Consider the following 18,622-nt stretch of genomic DNA (forward strand, 5'->3'; position numbering starts at 1 on the left):
GCAAATAGCCACGCGGAGCCCCGCCACCCGTGGCCCGAGAGCCCACCCGCCGGACCGCAAGTAGCCGCGCGGAACACGGTCACCCGCGCCCTCACCCGATCGGCCCCGGCCCGGCCCGGACGCTGGAGGCAGGACGAGGGAGGCTTCGTATGAGAGACGACCTGCCCGCGCTGGCCGCCGAGGCGTACGGCTACGGCTATCCCCTGCTGCAGGACCTGCACGCCGTCGACACCGCGAGCGTCTTCAACGCGTTCAGGCACCAGCGCAGCGTGCCGGACACGCCCAACGCCAATCCCGACCTGTTGTACTCCATCGCCCAGCTCGACCTGTCCGGCGGCCCGCTGTGGCTGCGCATCCCCGAGACCGGCGGGCGCTACCACGTGGTCCAGTTCGTCGACGCCTGGACCGACAACTTCGCCTACGTCGGCAGCCGCACCACCCGCGACGAGGAGCGCGAGTACCTGCTCGTGCCGCCGGGCTGGGCCGGCCGCGAGGCCCCCGCGGCCGACATCATCCGGGTGCCCACCATGATCGCCACGCTGATCGCCCGCTTCCGGATCGGCCCCGGCGTGGCCGCCCTGCAGGACGCGCTGTCCGTCGAGCGGATGTACCCGCAGGTGCCGCTGGACGGCCTGCCACACCCTCAGTCCGGCGTCCCCGACGAGCTGGCCTTCCTGGAGACGCTGCGGCGCAGCCTGTCGGCGTTCCCGCCCTCCCCCGCCGAGCGGCGCTACCAGCGCCGGTTCGCCCCGCTGGGGCTGTTCGACGGGGGCAACTCGCCGTACCCCACCATCCCCCGCGACGTGCGCGCGGCGCTGCGCGAGGGCCTCGACCGCGGCCGGGAGGCGCTGGAGGAGGCGGCCACGACGGATCACGCCGCGCTGGTGAACGGCTGGACCAACGACCTGCACGCGTTCGACTACAACCTCGACTACTTCGAGCTCGGCACGTTCGACGCTCCGCAATGGACGATCGCGGACCGCGAGGCCGCCCACCGCAGCCGCGCGGTCGCCGCCCGCACCCAGCTGTGGGGCCACCACGCCTACGAGGCCGTGCACCCCACCGTCCACAAGGACCGCGACGGCCGACGGCTGACCGGCGCCCGCGCGTACACGCTGCGCCTGGACCCGCCCCCGCCGTCCGCCGCCGGCTGGTCGCTGACCATGTACGACGCCCCGACGTCCCACCTCGTCCCCAACCGGCTGGAGCGGCACTCGGTCGGCGCCGGCACCGAGGGCCTGCGGGCCGACCCGGACGGCGCGGTGACGATCCTCGTCCAGCACGAGGAGCCCGCCCCCGAGGCCCGGGCGAACTGGCTGCCGTGCCCGCAAGGCGAGTTCCACCCGGTCCTGCGCATCTACGAGCCGGCCGACGAACTGCTCCGGGGCGACTACATGCTGCCCCCGCTGGTGCCCATCTAGGCTGGGCCGCTCGGGCGTCCGGCCCAGAGAGAGGCCGGCGGTGATCCTGCCCACCGCCTCCGAGCGCAGCGCAAATCCGACACGGCTTCGTGCGGCGATCCGGCACACTCTGGGCATGTCAGCACCACCCACCTCCACCAGTGCGTTGATCCGCGTCCTCGAGTCCGGGGCACGCGTCAAATATCTGTTCTTCTGGGGCCACCACGAACGCCGCGACGGCTCGCTCGGGCCGAGTTGCCTGAGCCAGTGGTGGCCGGTCGAGTTCGAGGCCGACGGCGAGCGCTTCGCCTCGGCCGAGCACTACATGATGTGGCGCAAGGCCCGGCTCTTCGGCGACGAGGCGGTGGCCGCCCGCATCCTCGCGGCCGGGCACCCGAACGAGGCCAAGACCCTCGGCCGGCGGATCTCCGGCTTCGACGAGGAGACCTGGGTCCGCGAGCGGTTCGCCATCGTGGTGGCCGGCAGCCTCGCCAAGTTCTCGGCCCGCGACGACCTGCGCGACTTCCTGCTCGGCACCGGCGACCGGGTGCTCGTCGAGGCGAGCCCGCTCGACCGGGTCTGGGGCATCGGCCTGGCCGCCGGCGACGCGTCGGCCGACGAGCCGGTCCGCTGGCGCGGCCTCAACCTGCTCGGCTTCGCGCTCATGCGGGCCCGCCACGAACTGGCCGGCGCCTCGTGAGCCGGCGCGACGAGGTCGAGCCGCTGCCGGCGTGGGCGGCCTGGCCGATCCGGGTCCTGGCGATCATCTTCGTGGTGCCGTTCAAGCTGGCCTGGGACCTGCTGGTCCTCGTCTCGCGTTTCCTCTGGCGGTACGTCGGGCAACCGCTGTGGCGGTACGTCCTGCGCCCGGTCCTGTACTACGGCCTGTGGGTGCCGATCCGCTTCGTCGTGTACTACCTGCTGTGGGTGCCGATCCGCTTCCTGGCGGTCCACGTCTTCTGGCGCCCGCTCGCCTGGTTCGCGACACGGGTGCTGGCGCCGGTGTTCAGCGCCCTGTGGGACGGCCTGGTGTGGTTCGTGCGCGCCCTGGGCCCGTTCTGGCGGCTGCTCGGCCGCGTGCTGCTCGAGGTGTCCCGGGCCGTCGCTTGGGGCATGCGGCAGGTGTACCGCTTCGTGCTGCGCCCGCTGGGGCTCGCGGTCGGGTACGTGTTCGTCTTCGTCGGCCGGTACCTGCTCGTCCCGGTGGCGAAGGCGATCGGCTACGTGTTCGTCTTCATCGGCCGGTACCTCATCGTCCCGGCGGCGAAGGCGATCGCGTGGGCGTGGAACCACTCCGTCGTGCTGCTGTGGCGGTACCTCGTCGTCATCCCGGTGTCGTGGGCCTGGCGGACGATGGTGGTCCCGCCGGCCAGATGGGTCCGCTTCGCGGTACTCCGTCCGATCGCCGAGACCACCCGTCGCGTCCTCGCCGCGCTCGGTCTGTAGCTAGCCGACCGGCGCCGGCTCCCGGACCGGCGCCGGGGCGTGCCCCTCGACGTCGACCCGCGGCAGGATCCGGTCCAGCCAGCGGGGCAGCCACCAGTTCGCCCGCCCGAGCAACGCCATCGCCGCCGGCACCAGCACCATCCGGACCACGGTGGCGTCGACCAGCACGGCGGCCGCCATCCCGACCCCGGTCATCTTGACCGTCACGTCGCCGTCGAGCCCGAAGCCGACGAACACCGCCACCATGATCGCGGCGGCGCTGCTGATCACCCGCCCGGTCGCCGACAGCCCGCGCACCACGCTGCCCTGCGCGTCCCCGGTGACCAGCCAGTCCTCGCGGACCCGGGAGAGCAGGAACACCTCGTAGTCCATCGAGAGCCCGAAGAGCACGGCGAAGAGCAGGATCGGCACCCAGCTGGAGACCGCCACCCCGTGCGGCAGCCCGACCGCCCGCGCCCCCGCGTCGGTCTGGAAGACCGCGGTCATCACGCCGTACGCGGCCGCCACCGACAGCAGGTTCATCACCGCCGCCTTGATCGCCACCACCGGCGCCCGGAAGAGCACGGTGAGCAGCAGCAGGGACAGCGCAACGACGAACGTCACCACGATCCAGAGCCGCTCGGACAGCCGGTCGGAGATGTCCGCGAACACCGCCACCAGCCCGGTCACGAGCACCCCGTCGGGCAGCACGTCGGCGCGCAGGTGGTTCAGCAGCCGCGTGGTCGCCTCGTCCTGCGGCCCGGTGGCGGGCTCGACGACGATGACGGCGGCGTCGCCCTGCACCACCGGCGGCGCGACGGCCGCGACCCCCGGCTCGGTCCGCAGCCGCGCCACGAGCCCGTCGAGGTCGGTCACCTTGGACAGGTCCACGGCGAGGGCCAGCGGCCCGTTGGCGCCCGGCCCGAACTCGGCCGCCACCAGGTCGTAGGCCTTGCGGGTGGTGTTCGAGGCCGGCTGGCTGCCCGCGTCCTGCGGCCAGGTGCGCATGCCCAGCATCGGCGCGGCGAGCACGGCCAGCACGGCGAGCGCCCCGAGCGCCGCGACGATCGGCCGCCGCGCGACCCCCGCCGCCCACCGGGCCGTCCTCGTCGTGGTGGCGCCGCCGGTGCGGCCCTTGCGGACCCGCCGGGGCAGGACTCGCGACCCCGCCAGCGCGCAGAGCGCCGGCACCAGGGTGAGCGCCGCCGCCATGACCACGGCCACCGCGGTGAAGGTGGCGTACCCGTACGAGGAGTACACCGGCAGGGACGCCAGCTTCAGCCCGAACAGCGAGACGAGCACGGTCAGGCCGGCCACGATCACCGATGCCCCGGCCGTGGCCGTGGCCCGCGCGGCGGCCTCCCGCGGCGCCAGCCCGTCGCGCAGCCCTTCGACGTGCCGGGCCACGAGCAGCAGCGCGTAGTCGATGCCGACGCCGAGCCCGACCATGGTGGCGATCGTGGGCGCGGTACCGCTGATGTCCGTGACCTTCGCGAGCAGCGTGATGACGGCGGAGGCCACGCCGAGCCCCGCGATCGCCACGACCAGCGGCAGCCCGGCGGCGACCACGGAGCCCAGCGCCAGCACGAGGATCAGCAGCGCGGCCACGATCCCGACCGCCTCGGCCGTGCCGCTGGGCGCCGTGATGTTCTCCGCCACCTGCCCGCCGAGCTCGACCTGGACCCCCTCCCGCACCAGCGGCTCGGTCGCCTTGCGCAGCGCGTCGAGCCCCTCCTTGCCCTGGAAGTCGGTGACCGGGATGTTGTACTGCACCCCGACGAGCGCGGTGTCCCCGTCCGCGGACATCCGCGGCGGCGCCACGGCCGACACCCCCGGCAGCGCGCCGAGCCGCCCGCGCAGCGCCTCCAGCGCCGCCGGGTCCAGCTTCTTGTCCGAGTGCACGACCACCCGGGCATCGGTCCCGGACATCTGCGGGAAGTGCGCCCGCAGGAACTCGGTGCCGGCCTGCGACTGGGTCCCCGGCACGTTGTAGTCGTCGTGCACCGTCCCCCCGAAACCCGCGGACAGCCCGATGAAGCCGACCAGTACCACGACCCACACCCCGATCGTTCGCCAGGGATGTGCGGCGGCCGCTCCTCCGAGCCGCCCGAGTAAGCGAGACATGACGTCCTCCTTTCGACCGTCACACTCGCAAGTCCCGCTTTCAACCGACTTGGAGTCCACTTAGGTCAGGGTGAACGGCCTGGCCCCGGCCCCGCCGGAGGCTGCCCTACCGCTCGAGGGCGGCCTTCGCGGCCGCGAGCCAGTGCGGGGCGTTCCAGCGCGCCGCCACGTCCGCGGCCAGCTCGAAGTGCTCCGTCGCGGCCTCCTCGCGGCCCAGCAGCCGGTACAGCCGGCCCAGCGTCAGGGCCACCGGCTGCATCACGATGGCCGTGCTCGACCAGCCCGCCAGCTGCTCCCGCACCGGGAGCAGCGCGTCGATCACCGGCTGCGCCAGATCCGCCCGGCCGAGCGCCACGACCGCCAGCGCGCGCAGCGTGTAGAAGGCGGACTCGAAGTAGTCCGGGCGGATCGGGTGGGCGCCGATGCGGATCGATCGGGCCTCCGCGGTACGGCCGGCGTCGGCGAGGGCCAGGGCATAGCCGTCGTCGGCGATGGCGCCTTGCGCTTCGCGGGCCTGCCGGGCCGGCTCCAGGTAGTCGGCGGCCCGGCCCTGGCTGATCAGCAGGGTCGCCGTCGCCAGGAAGTAGAAGCCGTCGGCGTGCAGCGAGCCCTGCCGACGCATGTGCTCGCGCCCGTCGTCGTACAGCGCCTGCGCCGCGGCGAAGTCGCCCTCGATGTGCGCGAGGGCGGCCCGCCCGGCGAGGTTGATGGCGAACGACTCGGCGAGGTGGTACGTCCGCGCCACGCTCGACTGCCGGTCGAGCGACGCGCGCAGCCGGGCCGGCCGGTTCGTGGCCGCCGCGCAGTTGCCCAGGATCTGTTCGGCCATCCAGCGGTACGTCACCAGCCCGTGCCGCTCGGCCAGCTCCCGCAGCTCGGTCCCGACCGCCTCCCGCCGCGCCACGTCCCGGTCGAACGGCAGGGTGTGCCCCCGCGCGGTCAGCCCGAGGGCGAGGAGTCCGGGGTCACCGACCCGCCGCGCGATCTCCAGGGCCTCCGCGCCCGCCGCCGCGGCCCGCGGGTCGCCCTCGCCGGCGAGCTCGCTGATCAGCGCGTCGAGCAGCCGGCAGCGGTCCGCGTCGGCGAGGTCGTCCCGGCGCAGCAGCCGGGTGAGGAGGTCGACGGTGCGTTCATCGACGATGCCGTACTGCCGGATCTGCCACGGCGCCGCCACGGTCCACGAAGTGAAGGCGGCAATCAGCAGGTCCTCCCGCCCGGCGGCGACCGCCACGTCCACGGCCCGGTCGCGGGTCCGCCGCGCGGCCGCGACCGCCCCCGCCCGCGCGTACGTCCGCAGCAGCCGCCCCAGCAGCTCCACGCGCAGCGCGTCGCGGTCGCCGGGCACGCCCCCGGCCGCGTCCACCGCGCCGGCGAGCACCTCGGCGGCGGCGTCGTAGGCGTAGCGCCGCTCGGCCAGCTCCGCCGCCCGCACCGCCGCCTCCACGGCCAGCGGGGCGGTGTCGGAGGAGGCCGCCCGCGCGAAGTGGTAGGCCAGCGCCGGGTAGTCGTCGGGGCGCAGCCGCCGGGTGCAGGCCGCCACCCGCGCGTGCATGCGCGCCCGCCGCAGCTGGGAGAGGTCGGTGTACATCGTGTCCCGCACGAGCCCGTGCACGAACCGCACCCGCCCCGGCCCCGGCTCGGTGAGCAGCCCCGCGATGAGCCCCGCCTCCAGCGCGTCGAGCACGGCGTCCTCGTCGGCGTCGGCCGCCTCGACCAGCGTCTCCACGTCGGCCTCCCGCCCGACCACGGCGGCCAGGCGCAGCACGGCGACGACCGCCGGAGGCAGGCGCGAGAAGCGCCGGCGCAGCACGTCCCGCACGCCCTCGGGCACGTCGGAGGTGGCCACGAGCGCACCCTCGGAGGCGAGCAGCTGCGCGGACTCGCGCACGTAGAACGGGTTGCCCCCGGTCCGCTCGGTCAGCGCGGCCACGGTCTGCGGGTCGACGTCGGCGCGCGCGAACGCCCGGACGAGCCGGGCGACGTCGGGGGCTTCGAGACCATTGAGCTGTACTCGTACGGGCGATCGCCGGGCCAGCGCCCCCAGCGTGCCGGCCAACCGCTCCCGGTTGTCCCCCGGCCGCAGCGCCCCGACCACGAGCAGCCGCGGCCCGCCCCGCTCGACCAGCTCGGCGACGGCAGCGAGCAGCATCAGCGTCTCCCCGTCGGCGGCGTGCAGGTCGTCGAGCACGACGGCCACGCCGCCGCCCTGGGCCGCCGCCGCCCGCAGCCACCCGGCCACGCCCCGGTGCAGCCGGAACCGTCCCGCCGCCACGTCCTCCTGCTCCCCGAGCCCCTCGGCGTGCTCCTCGAGCAGCGGCCGCACGACGGGGAGCAGGTCGCCGGGCGGCGCCGCCTCGGCCAGCTGCCGCAGCACCTCGACCCAGGCCCAGGCCGGCGGCGCGCCCTCGATCTCCGGGCAGCGCCCGACGGCCACGAGCCAGCCGCGCCGCTCGAGTTCGGCCCGGAAGCGCCCGAGCAGGCTCGTCTTGCCGACCCCGGCCTCGCCGCTGATGAGCACGACCTGGGGGCTGTCCTCGGCGGCCCGCACGAGCGCCTGCAGCTCATCGCCCCGTCCGACGAAGACCTCTTGCGATTCGGACGAGCCCGACATTTCAGATTTGTCGCCATCCGAGGAGCTGAGCGTGGGAGAGCCGTTCGCCGCGGAAGCTGCCTCCGCCGGCGACGTGGCAATCGCCGGCAGTGCCGCGTTGGCCGGGCTCACCGGCGACGCGCCAATCATCGGCAGGGCCCCACCGGCCGGGCCCGTCGGCGACGCGGCAACCATCGGCAAGGCCGCACCAGCCTGACCCGTCGGCGACGCGACACTCGCCGGCAGGGCCGCGCCGGCCGGGCCCCTCGGCGACGCGGCACTCGCCGGCAGAGCCGCACCAGCCGGGCCCGTCGGCGGCGCGGTAACGATCGGCGGGAGCAGGTCCTCGCGCCGGGACAGGATGGCCGACTCCAGGTCGAGCAGCGGGCGGCCCGGGTCCAGCCCCAGCTCCTCGGCCAGCACCGTGCGGGCCCGGCGCAGGGCGGCCAGCGCGTCCGCCTGCCGGCCCGCGCTCCACAGCGCCAGCGCCAGCAGCCGCCACGACTCCTCGCGCAGCGGCGCCTGCCGCGTGAGCAGCTCGGCCTCCGCGGCCGCCTCCGCCGCCGCGCCCGCCCGCAGGGTGACGTCCAGCAGCAGCTCGCGGGCGGCGAGGCGGAGCTCTTCCAGGCGTACCGCTTCCGGCTCCGCCCAAGCCTCCCCGGCGAACTCGGCGTAGGCGTCGCCGCGCCACAGCTCCAGGGCCGCGCGCAGCTGCAGCCGGGCGCGCTGCGGATCCGCCGCGGCATCGGCCCGGGCGTCGGCCAGCAGCCGCTCGAAGCGCCAGGCGTCCACCGACTCCGGCGGGAGGCGGACGGCGTAGCCGGGCGGGGCGCTCACCAGCAGCCGCGCGGGGGCCCGGCGCTCGCGGTCGGGCTCGAGGAGGCGGCGGAGGTTGGAGACGTACGCCTGCAGGGACGCGATCGCGCGGGGCGGGGGCTCGCCGCGCCACAGGTCCTCGATCATCCGGTCGACCGAGACGGCCTCGCCGCGGGCGGAGAGCAGCAGGGCGAGCACGGCGCGCTGGCGGGGGCCGCCGATGTCGACCGTTCCGCCTCGTCCGACCTCGACCGCGAAAGGGCCGAGCACCCGCAGCAGCATGACGCAGGCCATGGTATCGGCCGCCAAGAGGCCTCCAAGACCACTACAAGACAGTCCGCTGACAGTCGGCGGACAACAACGAGCGAAGGAGTTCCTGACATGACCACCACCGTCGAGCGGCCCTGGGTGCAGGAGATGGTCGTCGTGCACCGCATCTTCCGGCGGGAGTCGCGCAACCTGGCCGAGTCCGTGGCCGCGTGCCCGGCCGGGGACACCGCGCGGGCGGCGCTGCTGACGGGGCTGGCCCGGGACTACGTCGAGGGCCTGCACCACCACCACACCGGCGAGGACGACCTGCTCTGGCCCAAGCTGCTGGCCCGCGTCGACCTCGACGCCGAGACGGTCCTGCGCATGGAGCAGCAGCACCACGTCGTGGCCGAGGGGCTGGAGGACGTCGGGCGGTGCCTGGCCGCCTGGGAGCGCGGGGCCGGCGAGGCGGAGCGGGCCGCGCTGGTCGAGGCGCTGCGCCGGCACCGCGAGCAGCTCCTGGTGCACCTCGACGACGAGGAGCGGCACATCCTGCCGCTGGTCGCCGAGCACATCACGGCCGCCGAATGGGCCGAGCTCGGCGAGCGCGGGCTGGCCAATACCCCGAAGAACAAGCTGCTGTTCCTGCTCGGCGCCATGCTGGAGGACGCCACGCCGGAGGAGACCGCCCGCTTCCTGGGGCTGCTGCCGCTGCCGGCGCGCATCCTGTGGCACACGGTCGGCAAGCGCTCCTACGCCAAGCGCATGCGGGAAGTCCGCGTTTAGTTCGACGCGTAGCCCGGCAGCTCCTCGGACCCGTCGGCCGTCTCGATGCGGTCGACGTGCCCGTCGAAGTCGTCGTCGTGGTAGATCAGGTCGATCCGGCCGTCGTGGTCCTGGTCGTAGGCGACCCGGTCGACCAGGCCGTCGTGGTTGGTGTCCCACATCGCCACGTCGGTCCGGCCGTCGTGGTCGGTGTCGGCGAGCAGCATGTCGGTGTGGCCGTCGCCGTCGGCGTCGTACCCGGCCGTCTCGGTGTCCCCGCCCATGCCCCCGGCCGAGATGCCGTCGCCGTCGTCGGCCGCCGACAGGCCGGCGGTGCCGTAGGTGAACGAGGTCACCGGGTCGTGGCCGAAGACCGCCTGCGGGTCGGCCACGTCGTCCGGGCCGATGTCCAGGTGGTAGTCGTCCGAGTGCAGGCCCCATTCGCTCATGACCGTCAACTTTCCCGCAATATGGGGCGAACCGCCACCCGGAGACCGCCTATGTGGACGGCGCCGTGGGCGTCGACGCCTCCTGCCGCTCGATGGAGAGCTTGGCCCGGCGCATGCCGTAGGCGAAGTACAGCACCAGGCCGATCACCATCCAGACCAGGAACCGCACCCAGGTGATCACCGGCAGGTTGAGCATCAGCCAGACGCTGGCCAGCACGCTCGCCGCCGGCAGCCACGGCACCAGCGGCGCCTTGAAGGCCCGCGGCAGGTCGGGCCGGGTCCGCCGGAGCACCGCCACGCCGATCGAGACCACCACGAAGGCGAACAGCGTGCCGATGCTGGTCAGCTCGGACAGCTCGGACAGCGGCACGAAGGCGGCGAGCACCATCACGACCGCGCCGGTGATCGACGACATCACCCATGGCGTGCCGTAGCGCGGGTGGACCTTCGCCAGCACCGGCGGCAGCAGCCCGTCGCGGGCCATCGCGAAGGAGACCCGGGCCTGGCCCAGCAGCAGTACCAGGATGACCGACGTGATGCCGCAGACCGCGCCGAGCGAGATCAGGTGGGCCGCCCAGCCCTGCCCCGCGAGGTCGAAGGCCTTGGCCAGCGGCGCGGCGGTGTCCAGGTCGCCGTAGTGCGCCATGCCGGTCACCACCGCGGACACGCCCACGTAGAGCACGGCGCAGATGACCAGCGAGCCGATGATGCCCAGCGGCACGTCGCGCTGCGGCCGGCGGGTCTCCTCGGCGGTGGTCGCCACGACGTCGAAGCCGATGTACGCGAAGAAGACGATCGAGGCCGCCGCCACGATGCCGAACCAGCCGAAGTGCTGCGGCGTGATCCCGGCGAGCACCTGCAGCAGCGGCGCCGAGCCGCCCGACTCCTTCGTCGCGGGCTGGGCCGGCGGGATGAACGGGGTGTAGTTCGCCGCCTTGATGAAGAACAGGCCCAGGCCGATGACGAAGAGGACCACGGCCACCTTGACGATCACCAGCGCGCCGGTCACCCGGCCGGAGAGCTTGGCGCCGAGGATCGCCACGACGGTGAGGGCCACGACGATGAACGCGGCGCCGAAGTCGGGGCGGGCCTTGTCGCCGGCCAGCCAGCTCGGCAGGTCGAAGAGCGCCTGGAGGTACGCCGACCAGCCCCGCGACACCACGGCCGCGCCGAGGGCCAGCTCCAGGCACAGGTCCCACCCGATGATCCACGCCACGAACTGGCCGAGGGTGGCGTAGGAGAAGGTGTACGCCGAGCCGGCCACCGGCACCGTGGAGGCGAACTCCGCGTAGCAGAGGGCGGCGAGCGCGCAGACGACCCCGGCGAGGGTGAAGGACAGCACGATCGCGGGGCCGGCGTTGCGGGCCGCCTGCTGCCCCGTGAGCACGAAGATGCCGGTGCCGATGATCACCCCGACGCCGAAGACGGTCAGGTCGAAGGCGGAGAGGTTCTTGTGCAGCTTGCGGCCGGGCTCGTCGGTGTCCCGCATCGACTGTTCGACCGATTTGGTGCGAAAAAGCGAGGACATGTCACCCGACATGCCCAGAGGATCTGCCAACTACACGTCGGAGGCTTCCCGCAGTACCATTAAATCTATCTGTTAAATAGGATTTTGACGAAGGGCGGCGAGCCATGGGAAGGGCGGATACCACCGTCGTGGTGGGCGGCGGCTGTAGCGGGGCGCTGGCGGCGATTCACCTGCGCGAGGACCCCGCGCGGAAGGTGGTGATCGTCGATCCGGCGCCGACCGGCTCGCTCGGGCGCGGCGCGGCATACCGCACCGTGGACCCCGCCCATCTGCTCAATTCCCGCGCCGCGGCGATGAGCGCGCTGGCCGACGAGCCCGGCGACTTCGTGAACTGGTGCCGCGAGCAGGGCATTCCCGTCGGCCCGGCGGACTTCGCCCCGCGCCGGGTCTACGGCGACTACCTGCACGACCGGCTGGGGCGGGTGAGCTTCGTCCACGTCCGCGGGGTCGCCACCCGCGTGCGGGCCGACGGCACGGTGCTGCTGCGCGGCGGCGGCACGCTGCCCGCCGACCGGGTGGTGCTGGCCCTCGGCCACGGCGCCCCGGCCGGCCCGCTGGCGATCACCTCCGCCGTGCGCACCCACCCCTACTATGTGGGAAACCCGTGGCTGCCGGGCGCGCTGGACCGGGTTCCGGGCGACCTGCCGGCGCTGCTGATCGGCACGGGCCTGACCGCGCTCGACGTCGCCCTCACCCTCGGCGGGCGGGGCCGCCGCGCCCCGGTGCTCGCCGTGTCCCGCCGGGGCCTGGTCCCCCAGCCGCACCTGGAGCACCAGCCGCCCGGCGACGCCGCCTTCGCCTACCACGGCACCGACGCGGCCGGCCTGCTGCGGGCGGTGCGCACGTACGCGGCCACCCAGCCCGACTGGCGCAGCGCCGTCGACGCCATCCGCCCGCAGATCGACCGGCTCTGGTGGCAGCTGTCCGTCGACGCCCGCCAGCGCTTCCTGCGTCACGTCGCGGCCTACTGGGAGGTCCACCGCCACCGCATGGCCCCCGGCATCGCCGAGCGGGTCCAGCGGATGCGCGCGGACGGCGCCCTGCGGATCACCGCGGGCAAGATCCGCGCGATCCGCCGCGGCGAGCGCGGCTTCGTCGTCACCGTCGACGACGAGACGTGGCCGGTCGGCGCGATCGTGAACTGCACCGGCCCCGGCGGGGCGGCCACCACCACGCTGGGCCGGGCGCTGCTCGACGACGGCCTCGCCCGCCGGGACGCGACCGGCATCGGGCTGGACGTCGACGGGCTGGGCCGGCTCATCGAGCGGGGCGGGGAGCCCTCCGAGCGACTCTTCGCGCTGGGCCCGACCCGCCGCGGCGCCTGGTGGGAGACGACCGCGGTGCCGGAGATCCGCGCCCAGGCCAAGGCCCTGTCCGAGGTGGTCGGATCGGTTCAGCTGCCCGTTGAGGCCATCGCCCGGCGGTAGCTGGGTGGCACTGGCGGCGTCCATTCGAGCAGGTCGCGCGGCCAATGCTGGAGCCGGGCACCCGCTTCGTACGTGGTCTGGGCGAACTCGAGGATCGCCCGGCGCGGGTCGTCCGCCAGCCGGACGTCGTCGTAGCGCAACACGAACTCGCCGAGTCCGGTGTCGAAGGACGCCGGCGCCGGGCTGACCGGCTGGTTACGGACCCCCGGCGGCTCCGGATAGGTGTAGGAGTAGAAGACCGGCTGCTCGACGCGCATGCCGTTGAGCCAGGTGCCGCCGGGCCAGAAACCGAGCGAGCTCTGCTCGGCGGTGTAGCTGAACCGGGTGATCGTGTCAGCGTTCGGCGGCGGCTCGGTGGGCCGGCCGGAGTAGCGCGTCGTAGCGAGGTCGAACGAGCCCCAGTAGAACTGCACCGGGCTGGCCTTCCCGGTGAAGCGGGCCCGGAACTCGTCGAAGATCCCCTCGACCTGGCACAGGACGTGCCAGTACCGCTCCACCTGGGCCGGGTCATATGTGGCATGCACGGTGTCCTGGTCGAACGGAATCGGATCCGCCACCTCCACCGGCACGGTCCAGATCGGCACGTGCAGCCCCAGATCGTCCAGCGCCGTCATCGTGGCGGTGTAGAAGTCGCGCACGGACCCGCCCAGCGGTACGGTGCGCCGCTGTCCACCCTCGGCGTCGATATGCAGCGCATGGTCGAGGAAATCGAACTCCATGTCGAAGGTACGGGCGCCGTGCGGGATGGCCCCGGTCCGCAAACCCCTGGCAGAAAGCTCCAGCGCGACCTGCCACCAGTGGTTCGTCATCGGCCGCAACGCCAGCGAGATCTTCCCGACGACCTGGGTGTACATGTGCAGCGTGTCGTACGTGGGCTCCCAATCGGCGACCGGAAGGGCCGCCCACTGCCTCTGCTCACTGGTCATCTCCGACCTCCCCCGCATCGCGGCATCGGCTCCTGCCATCGGACAAAGACAGCGCTGCCCGAAACGGACCCGATCATGCGCGGCCCACCCGCCGCAACGCGGCCGACGAGAAGATCCACAGTCCCGGAGGCGTCCGCCGTCCGGGGTCGGCGGGTTGGGTATGTCTGGGCAAAGCGTCGGCGAGCGCGCCTTCCGGTGGCCACCATGGCGTAGGTGACGTTGCCTGCCGGCCGGGATCGGTATCTGGATGTACTGCGCGCTGTGGCGATCATCCGGGTCGTGGTGTTCCACATGTTCAGCGTCGGGTGGCTCAGTTACGCGTTCCCCGCGATGGGCGTCATGTTCGCCTTGGGCGGCTCGCTGATGGCGTCGTCGCTGCAGCGCTCGACGGCGCCGGCGGTGACCAGCCGCATCCGGCGGTTACTGCCCGCGTTGTGGGTGCTCGCGGCGTTCCTCGTGCCGGTGATGCTGTGGCACGGGTGGACGACGGCCGACCCGAACGGCCGGGATCTGCGCCTGCTGGTGTTCTGGCTGGTGCCGCTGGCCGATCCGCCCGGCAGTGCCTGGGCCGGCGACGCGACCGTGGTCCTGTGGTACCTCGTGACGTATCTCTGGCTGGTGCTGCTGTCGCCCCTGGCCTGGCGGCTGTTCCGCCGGCTGCCACTCGTCGCGACGGCCCTGCCGCTGGCGGCGCTGGCCGCCACCCAGCTGGCGCCCGGGCATGCCGGCCTGGACCTGCTCGGCTCGCGGGCCGCGGCGGTCGTGCTCGACGTGGCCACGTTCGGGGCGTGCTGGATGGTGGGGTTCGCGCACCGCACCGGCGCGCTTCGGCGCCTGCACCCGGCGCTGGTGGCCGTGCTGGCCGGCGGCTGCATGGCGGCGGGTGCCGGGTGGGCGGTGACGCACCCGGCCGAGGACGGCAGCGGCAACCTCAACGACATCCCGCTCGCGCAGGGCCTGTACTCGCTCGGGTTCGCGATGCTGCTCCTGCGGGCGGCGCCGGCGATGCGGTGGCTGCCCCGGTTCCGGCTGCTGGACAGCGCGGTCAGCGTGCTCAACGCCCGCGCGGTAACGATCTATCTCTGGCACAACATCGCCATCGCCCTGTGCTTCGGGGTCGGCGACCTGCTGCGCGTCTGGCAGCTCGGGTCTTGGACGCAGCTGGGGTACTTCAGCGTGGCGCTGGTCCTGCTCTGCGTGCCGGTGCTGGTGCTGGGGCCGGTGGAGGACCTCGCCGCCCGCCGCCGGCCGACACTGTTGCCGACGCAACGCGCTGCCGCCAGCGACCGCGTCCCCGTCGAGGCCACGGTCGCGGCGCGGGGCGCAGGATAGCCACGCTACGGTGCCTGGCCGGTGGCCGGGGCGGCGGCAGGCGGCTTGGGCAGACGGTCGGCGAGGCGCGCTTCGAGACCCGCGACGGCAGCCTGAATCTCCGCACGGATGTCGTTGAGCAGCGCTTCGCGATCGTTGTGGAGATCCCGGCGGGTGACGTCCTGTGCCTCCTCGGTCAAGGTGACCACGATCGCGCCGCCCGGGGCGATCGTGGCCTTCTTGACCTCGTGCAGGTCGCCGGCGCCTTGGCGGCGCAGGGCCGCGGCGACGTCCGCCTGGCGAAGCCCCATCCGGTGCAGCACCTTGTGGTCAACCGCGCCGTCGCGGACGAGGACGGTCTCCGCCCCCTCGAAGATCCGGGTCAGCCGCGGATGCCGGTTGACCACACGCACCATGACGCCGTTGACCGCGACGAGCACGGCCGCGCCGAGCAGACCGCCGGTAAGGCTGTTGTCGTTGCCGATGATCGAGTTCTGCACGACGTTGGACAGCAGCAGCATCACCACGAGATCGAAGCTGTTGAGCTGGGCGAGATCCCGTTTCCCGCCGACGCGGAGCAACAACGCCAGGCCCCCGTAGACGAGCACCGTCCTGAGTACCTTCTCCAGCGTCGGGATCTGCATGTGCCAAAGGTCAGCCCACATGGACCTCATCTCCCTCTGTTGCAACTCGGACTGAGGCGTCGCCGACTCGCGACCCGGGCCGGTGATGAGCCAATTGTCAGGCGCTCCGCGGCGCGGCGCGGCGGCGCCGGGCCCTTCGCTCAGAACGCCACATAACCGGCCGGAGCCAAGCGGGACCACAGGCGCGAGAGCGCGGGATGGTGCAGCTCCGCCGCCAGCGCGAACCCCTCCCGCCAGGCCGCGAGGGCCCGTTGGGTGTCCCCGCGCGCCCGGTGCGTGTTGCCGAGCCCGAAGAGCGGCTCCACGACGTTGTACCGGTCGCTGAGCTCCCGATAGAGGGCGATCGAGCGCCGGTACGCCGTCTCGGCGGGCACCAGCTCGTCCAGCCGCAGATGGATGAAGCCGATGCTGTCCCAGAGGTTGGCCGCGCTGGTGCGATCCTGCGATGCCTCGGCCAGTACCAGTGCGGCCCTTGCCTGTTCCAGACCCGGCCGCAGGTTGCCCTGCCGGGCCTGGTACCACGCCATCGCCGCCAGCGCCCGGCCCTGGCCCGCAAGGTGCCCGGCCCGCTGGTAGAACACGAGGCTGCGCTCGGCGCAGTCGTAGGCCGCCTCCAGGTCGCCCTCCCGCTCGTGCCGCAGCCCCTGCAGCTGGCTGGTCCCGGCCAGCCCGTAGGCGTCGTCGAGGGCCCGGAACTGCCGCTCCGCGATCGCCAGCGCTGGGCCGACCTCGGCCGGGTCGCCGTAGCGGAAGTGCGCCATCGCGACCTGGAAGGCGGCGTTGGCGATGCCGACCGGCTCGGTGGCGGCCCGGGCGGCGGCCTCGGCGACCGCGATCCAGGTGCGGCCGTGCCCGCCCCGGCGCAGGTACGTGCTCATCGCCCAGGCCAGCCGCCAGCCCGCGGCCGGCACGAGGGCCACCAGGGTGCCGTGCTCGGCGGCGAACCAGGCCAGCGCCTCGTCGGGGTCCGCCGGCTCCGGCCCGGTTACTCCGTCGGGCAGGGCCGGCATCGGGATCGGGGCACGGTTGGGGTCCAGGTGCAACGCGGCGGCGTGGGCGGTGTGCAGGTAGTGGCCGAGCAGCCGGGCCTGGGCCGCCTTCACTTCCGGGCCGAGGCCAGCGACCAGTTCCGCGGCGTAGGCGCGCAGCAGGTCGTGCGCGGCGAACCGGCCGGGCCCGTGCTGGCCGAGCAGCTGCGCGGCGGCCAGCTCGAGCAGCAGCCGCTGCGCCTCCGGCAGGTCGCAACCGGCCAGGCTGGCCGCGGCGGCCACCGACACGTCCGGGCCCGGGTGCAGGCCGAGCAGCGCGAAGAGCTCCGCCGCGCCGGGGCTCAGGGTGGCGTACGACCACGAGAACACCGACCGCAGGTCCGCCCTGGGATCGTTGCTGCCGAACGCGTCCAGCGAGCCGCGGTCCACGTCCGCGGCGATGGCGTCGAGGGAGAGGCCCGGCTGCACCGCCGAGGTGGCCGCGACCACGGCCAGCGCCAGCGGCAGCCCCGCGCACCGGCGCACGATCCGGGCCACGGCGTCGCGGTGGCGGGCGACCCGGTCCGCGCCGAGCCGGGCGGCCAGCAGCCCGGCCGCCTCCGGCTCGCCGAGCGCGTCGAGGGCCACGGCGTGCGCGCCCTCGACGGCGACCAGGCCGGTCAGCCGGTCCCGGCTGGTGACCACGGCGAGGCAGCCGGCCGACCCGGGCAGCAGCGGCCGCACCTGCTCCACGTCGCGGGCGTTGTCGAGCACCACGAGCACCCGCCGGCCGTGCAGGACGCTGCGGTACTGCGCGGCTCTCGCCTCCACCCCGTGCGGCACCCGGTCCTCGGGCACGCCGAGCGCGACCAGGAAGCGCAGCAGCGCGTCGGCGGGGTCGACGGCGAGGTCCGGGGCGAACCCGCGCAGGTCGGCGAAGAGCCGCCCGTCGGGGTAACGGTCCTGCACCTCGCGGGCCCAGTGCACGGCGAGCGCCGACTTGCCGACCCCCGCCGTGCCGGTGACGACCACCAGCTCGCGGGCCCGGTCCAGGGCGGCCAGCTCCGCCTCGCGCCCGACGAAGCCGGCGGCCCCGAGCGGCAGCTGGGCCGGCACCCGGGAACGCGCGGGCGACGGCGACAGCGAGGACGACCGCGACGGGGCGGCCGCGGGGCCCGCCTCGAGCGCGTGCCGGTGCAGCAGCTGCAGCTCCGGCCCGGGCTCGACGCCGAGGTCGTCCACCAGCCGGCGCCGGACGTCGCGGAAGACGCCGAGCGCGTCGGCCCGCCGCCCCGACCGCTGCAGCGCGAGCATCAGCTGCCCGGCGAGGCGCTCCCGGTGGGGGTGCTCGGCGTGGTACCGCGCCAGGTCCGCGACCAGGTGAGGGTCCACGCCGGCGTCGAGCCGGGCGGCGAACCACTCGTCCACGGCGGCCAGCCGCAGCTCGGTCAGGGCCGTGGTGGCCGCCGCGATCGCCGGGGTGGCCGGCACGTCGGCGAAGGGCTCGCCGGTCCACAGGGCCAGCGCCTCGGCGAACCCGGCCACGGCGTCGTCCACGGCGCCGTCGGCGTGCACGGCCCGGGCTCGGGCGACCGCGCCCTCGAACCGCGCCACGTCCCACTCCTCGGCGCCGACCTCCAGCCGGTAGCCGGGCTTGTGGGTGACCAGCCGGGCGGCGGCGGGCCCGAGCGCGCGGCGCACCCGGGACACGTAACCGTGCACCAGCGGGCGGACGTCGCCGGGGGCCTGCTCGGCCCAGATCTCATCGACGAGCTGGTCGACCCCGACGAGGCCGCCGCGGCGGACCAGCAGGAGGCCCAGCACCGCCCGGGCGCGAGGGGTGCCGATCTGTTGTGACTGATCGCCGTCGATGACGCTGAGCGGCCCGAGCGAGCGGAACAGCACGGCTACGCACGCCTTCCAGGTTTTGTACAGGTCTGCGCAAGTCCGGATTGCCACTCTAACCACGCCCACGGGATCAAATCGGATCTCGTGACTCA

General features: G+C 74.0%; 13 protein-coding genes. 6 read left to right on the forward strand and 7 right to left on the reverse strand.

The features are described from left to right. The first annotated feature begins 149 nt into the window (after positions 1 to 149). From AB0M46_RS22395 to AB0M46_RS22405, 3 genes are all read left to right on the forward strand, one after another. Entirely contained in the window at positions 150 to 1,421 is a 1,272-nt protein-coding gene (locus AB0M46_RS22395) for a DUF1254 domain-containing protein (RefSeq protein ID WP_363338840.1), read from the forward strand. Positions 1,422 to 1,536: 115 nt separating this feature from the next. Continuing rightward, positions 1,537 to 2,100, forward strand: a complete 564-nt coding sequence (locus AB0M46_RS22400; RefSeq protein WP_363338842.1) for an NADAR family protein — start codon at positions 1,537 to 1,539, stop codon at positions 2,098 to 2,100. Beyond that, positions 2,097 to 2,846 carry a hypothetical protein gene (locus AB0M46_RS22405; protein ID WP_363338844.1) on the forward strand — a complete coding sequence of 250 codons (750 nt, stop codon included), beginning with the start codon at positions 2,097 to 2,099 and terminating at the stop codon, positions 2,844 to 2,846. The genes AB0M46_RS22400 and AB0M46_RS22405 overlap by 4 nt, the downstream gene beginning before the upstream one ends. On the opposite strand, the gene AB0M46_RS22410 is transcribed toward AB0M46_RS22405, so the two are convergent. Further along, complete coding sequence (locus AB0M46_RS22410; protein ID WP_363338846.1) at positions 2,847 to 4,949, reverse strand: MMPL family transporter; 2,103 nt, start codon at positions 4,947 to 4,949, stop codon at positions 2,847 to 2,849. A gap of 106 nt (positions 4,950 to 5,055) precedes the next feature. Further along, positions 5,056 to 8,664 carry a BTAD domain-containing putative transcriptional regulator gene (locus tag AB0M46_RS22415; protein WP_363338848.1) on the reverse strand — a complete coding sequence of 1,203 codons (3,609 nt, stop codon included), beginning with the start codon at positions 8,662 to 8,664 and terminating at the stop codon, positions 5,056 to 5,058. A 72-nt stretch (positions 8,665 to 8,736) separates the two neighbouring features. Between AB0M46_RS22415 and AB0M46_RS22420 the strand changes: the two genes are divergently transcribed. Next, positions 8,737 to 9,390 (forward strand): hemerythrin domain-containing protein, encoded by a 654-nt coding sequence (locus AB0M46_RS22420; RefSeq protein ID WP_363338850.1) that lies wholly within the window; start codon positions 8,737 to 8,739, stop codon positions 9,388 to 9,390. Here the strand turns inward: AB0M46_RS22420 and AB0M46_RS22425 are convergent. Both AB0M46_RS22425 and AB0M46_RS22430 read right to left on the reverse strand, forming a co-directional pair. Continuing rightward, a complete protein-coding gene (locus AB0M46_RS22425) occupies positions 9,387 to 9,818 on the reverse strand; it encodes a hypothetical protein (RefSeq protein ID WP_363338852.1) in 432 nt (143 codons plus the stop codon). The two genes, AB0M46_RS22420 and AB0M46_RS22425, sit on opposite strands and share 4 nt — an antisense overlap. A gap of 49 nt (positions 9,819 to 9,867) precedes the next feature. Further along, complete coding sequence (locus tag AB0M46_RS22430; RefSeq protein WP_363338854.1) at positions 9,868 to 11,358, reverse strand: amino acid permease; 1,491 nt, start codon at positions 11,356 to 11,358, stop codon at positions 9,868 to 9,870. Between the two features lie 92 nt (positions 11,359 to 11,450). On the opposite strand from AB0M46_RS22430, the gene AB0M46_RS22435 reads away from it, so the two are divergent. Continuing rightward, positions 11,451 to 12,773 carry an FAD/NAD(P)-binding protein gene (locus tag AB0M46_RS22435; RefSeq protein WP_363338856.1) on the forward strand — a complete coding sequence of 441 codons (1,323 nt, stop codon included), beginning with the start codon at positions 11,451 to 11,453 and terminating at the stop codon, positions 12,771 to 12,773. Here AB0M46_RS22435 and AB0M46_RS22440 read toward each other — a convergent pair. Next, positions 12,740 to 13,699 (reverse strand): DUF5996 family protein, encoded by a 960-nt coding sequence (locus AB0M46_RS22440; RefSeq protein WP_363338858.1) that lies wholly within the window; start codon positions 13,697 to 13,699, stop codon positions 12,740 to 12,742. The genes AB0M46_RS22435 and AB0M46_RS22440 overlap by 34 nt on opposite strands. 213 nt (positions 13,700 to 13,912) lie before the next feature. Here AB0M46_RS22440 and AB0M46_RS22445 point away from each other — a divergent pair, with 213 nt between their 5' ends. Continuing rightward, a complete protein-coding gene (locus tag AB0M46_RS22445; RefSeq protein WP_363338860.1) occupies positions 13,913 to 15,031 on the forward strand; it encodes an acyltransferase in 1,119 nt (372 codons plus the stop codon). Between the two features lie 5 nt (positions 15,032 to 15,036). Here the strand turns inward: AB0M46_RS22445 and AB0M46_RS22450 are convergent, their stop codons facing one another. Both AB0M46_RS22450 and AB0M46_RS22455 read right to left on the reverse strand, forming a co-directional pair. Next, entirely contained in the window at positions 15,037 to 15,654 is a 618-nt protein-coding gene (locus tag AB0M46_RS22450; protein WP_363338862.1) for a YetF domain-containing protein, read from the reverse strand. A 140-nt stretch (positions 15,655 to 15,794) separates the two neighbouring features. Then, on the reverse strand, positions 15,795 to 18,527 hold the full coding sequence (locus AB0M46_RS22455) for a BTAD domain-containing putative transcriptional regulator (protein WP_363338864.1): 2,733 nt from the start codon (positions 18,525 to 18,527) through the stop codon (positions 15,795 to 15,797). Positions 18,528 to 18,622 lie beyond the last annotated feature (95 nt).

This window comes from Dactylosporangium sp. NPDC051485, from assembly GCF_040682015.1.
GTDB lineage: Bacteria > Actinomycetota > Actinomycetes > Mycobacteriales > Micromonosporaceae > Dactylosporangium.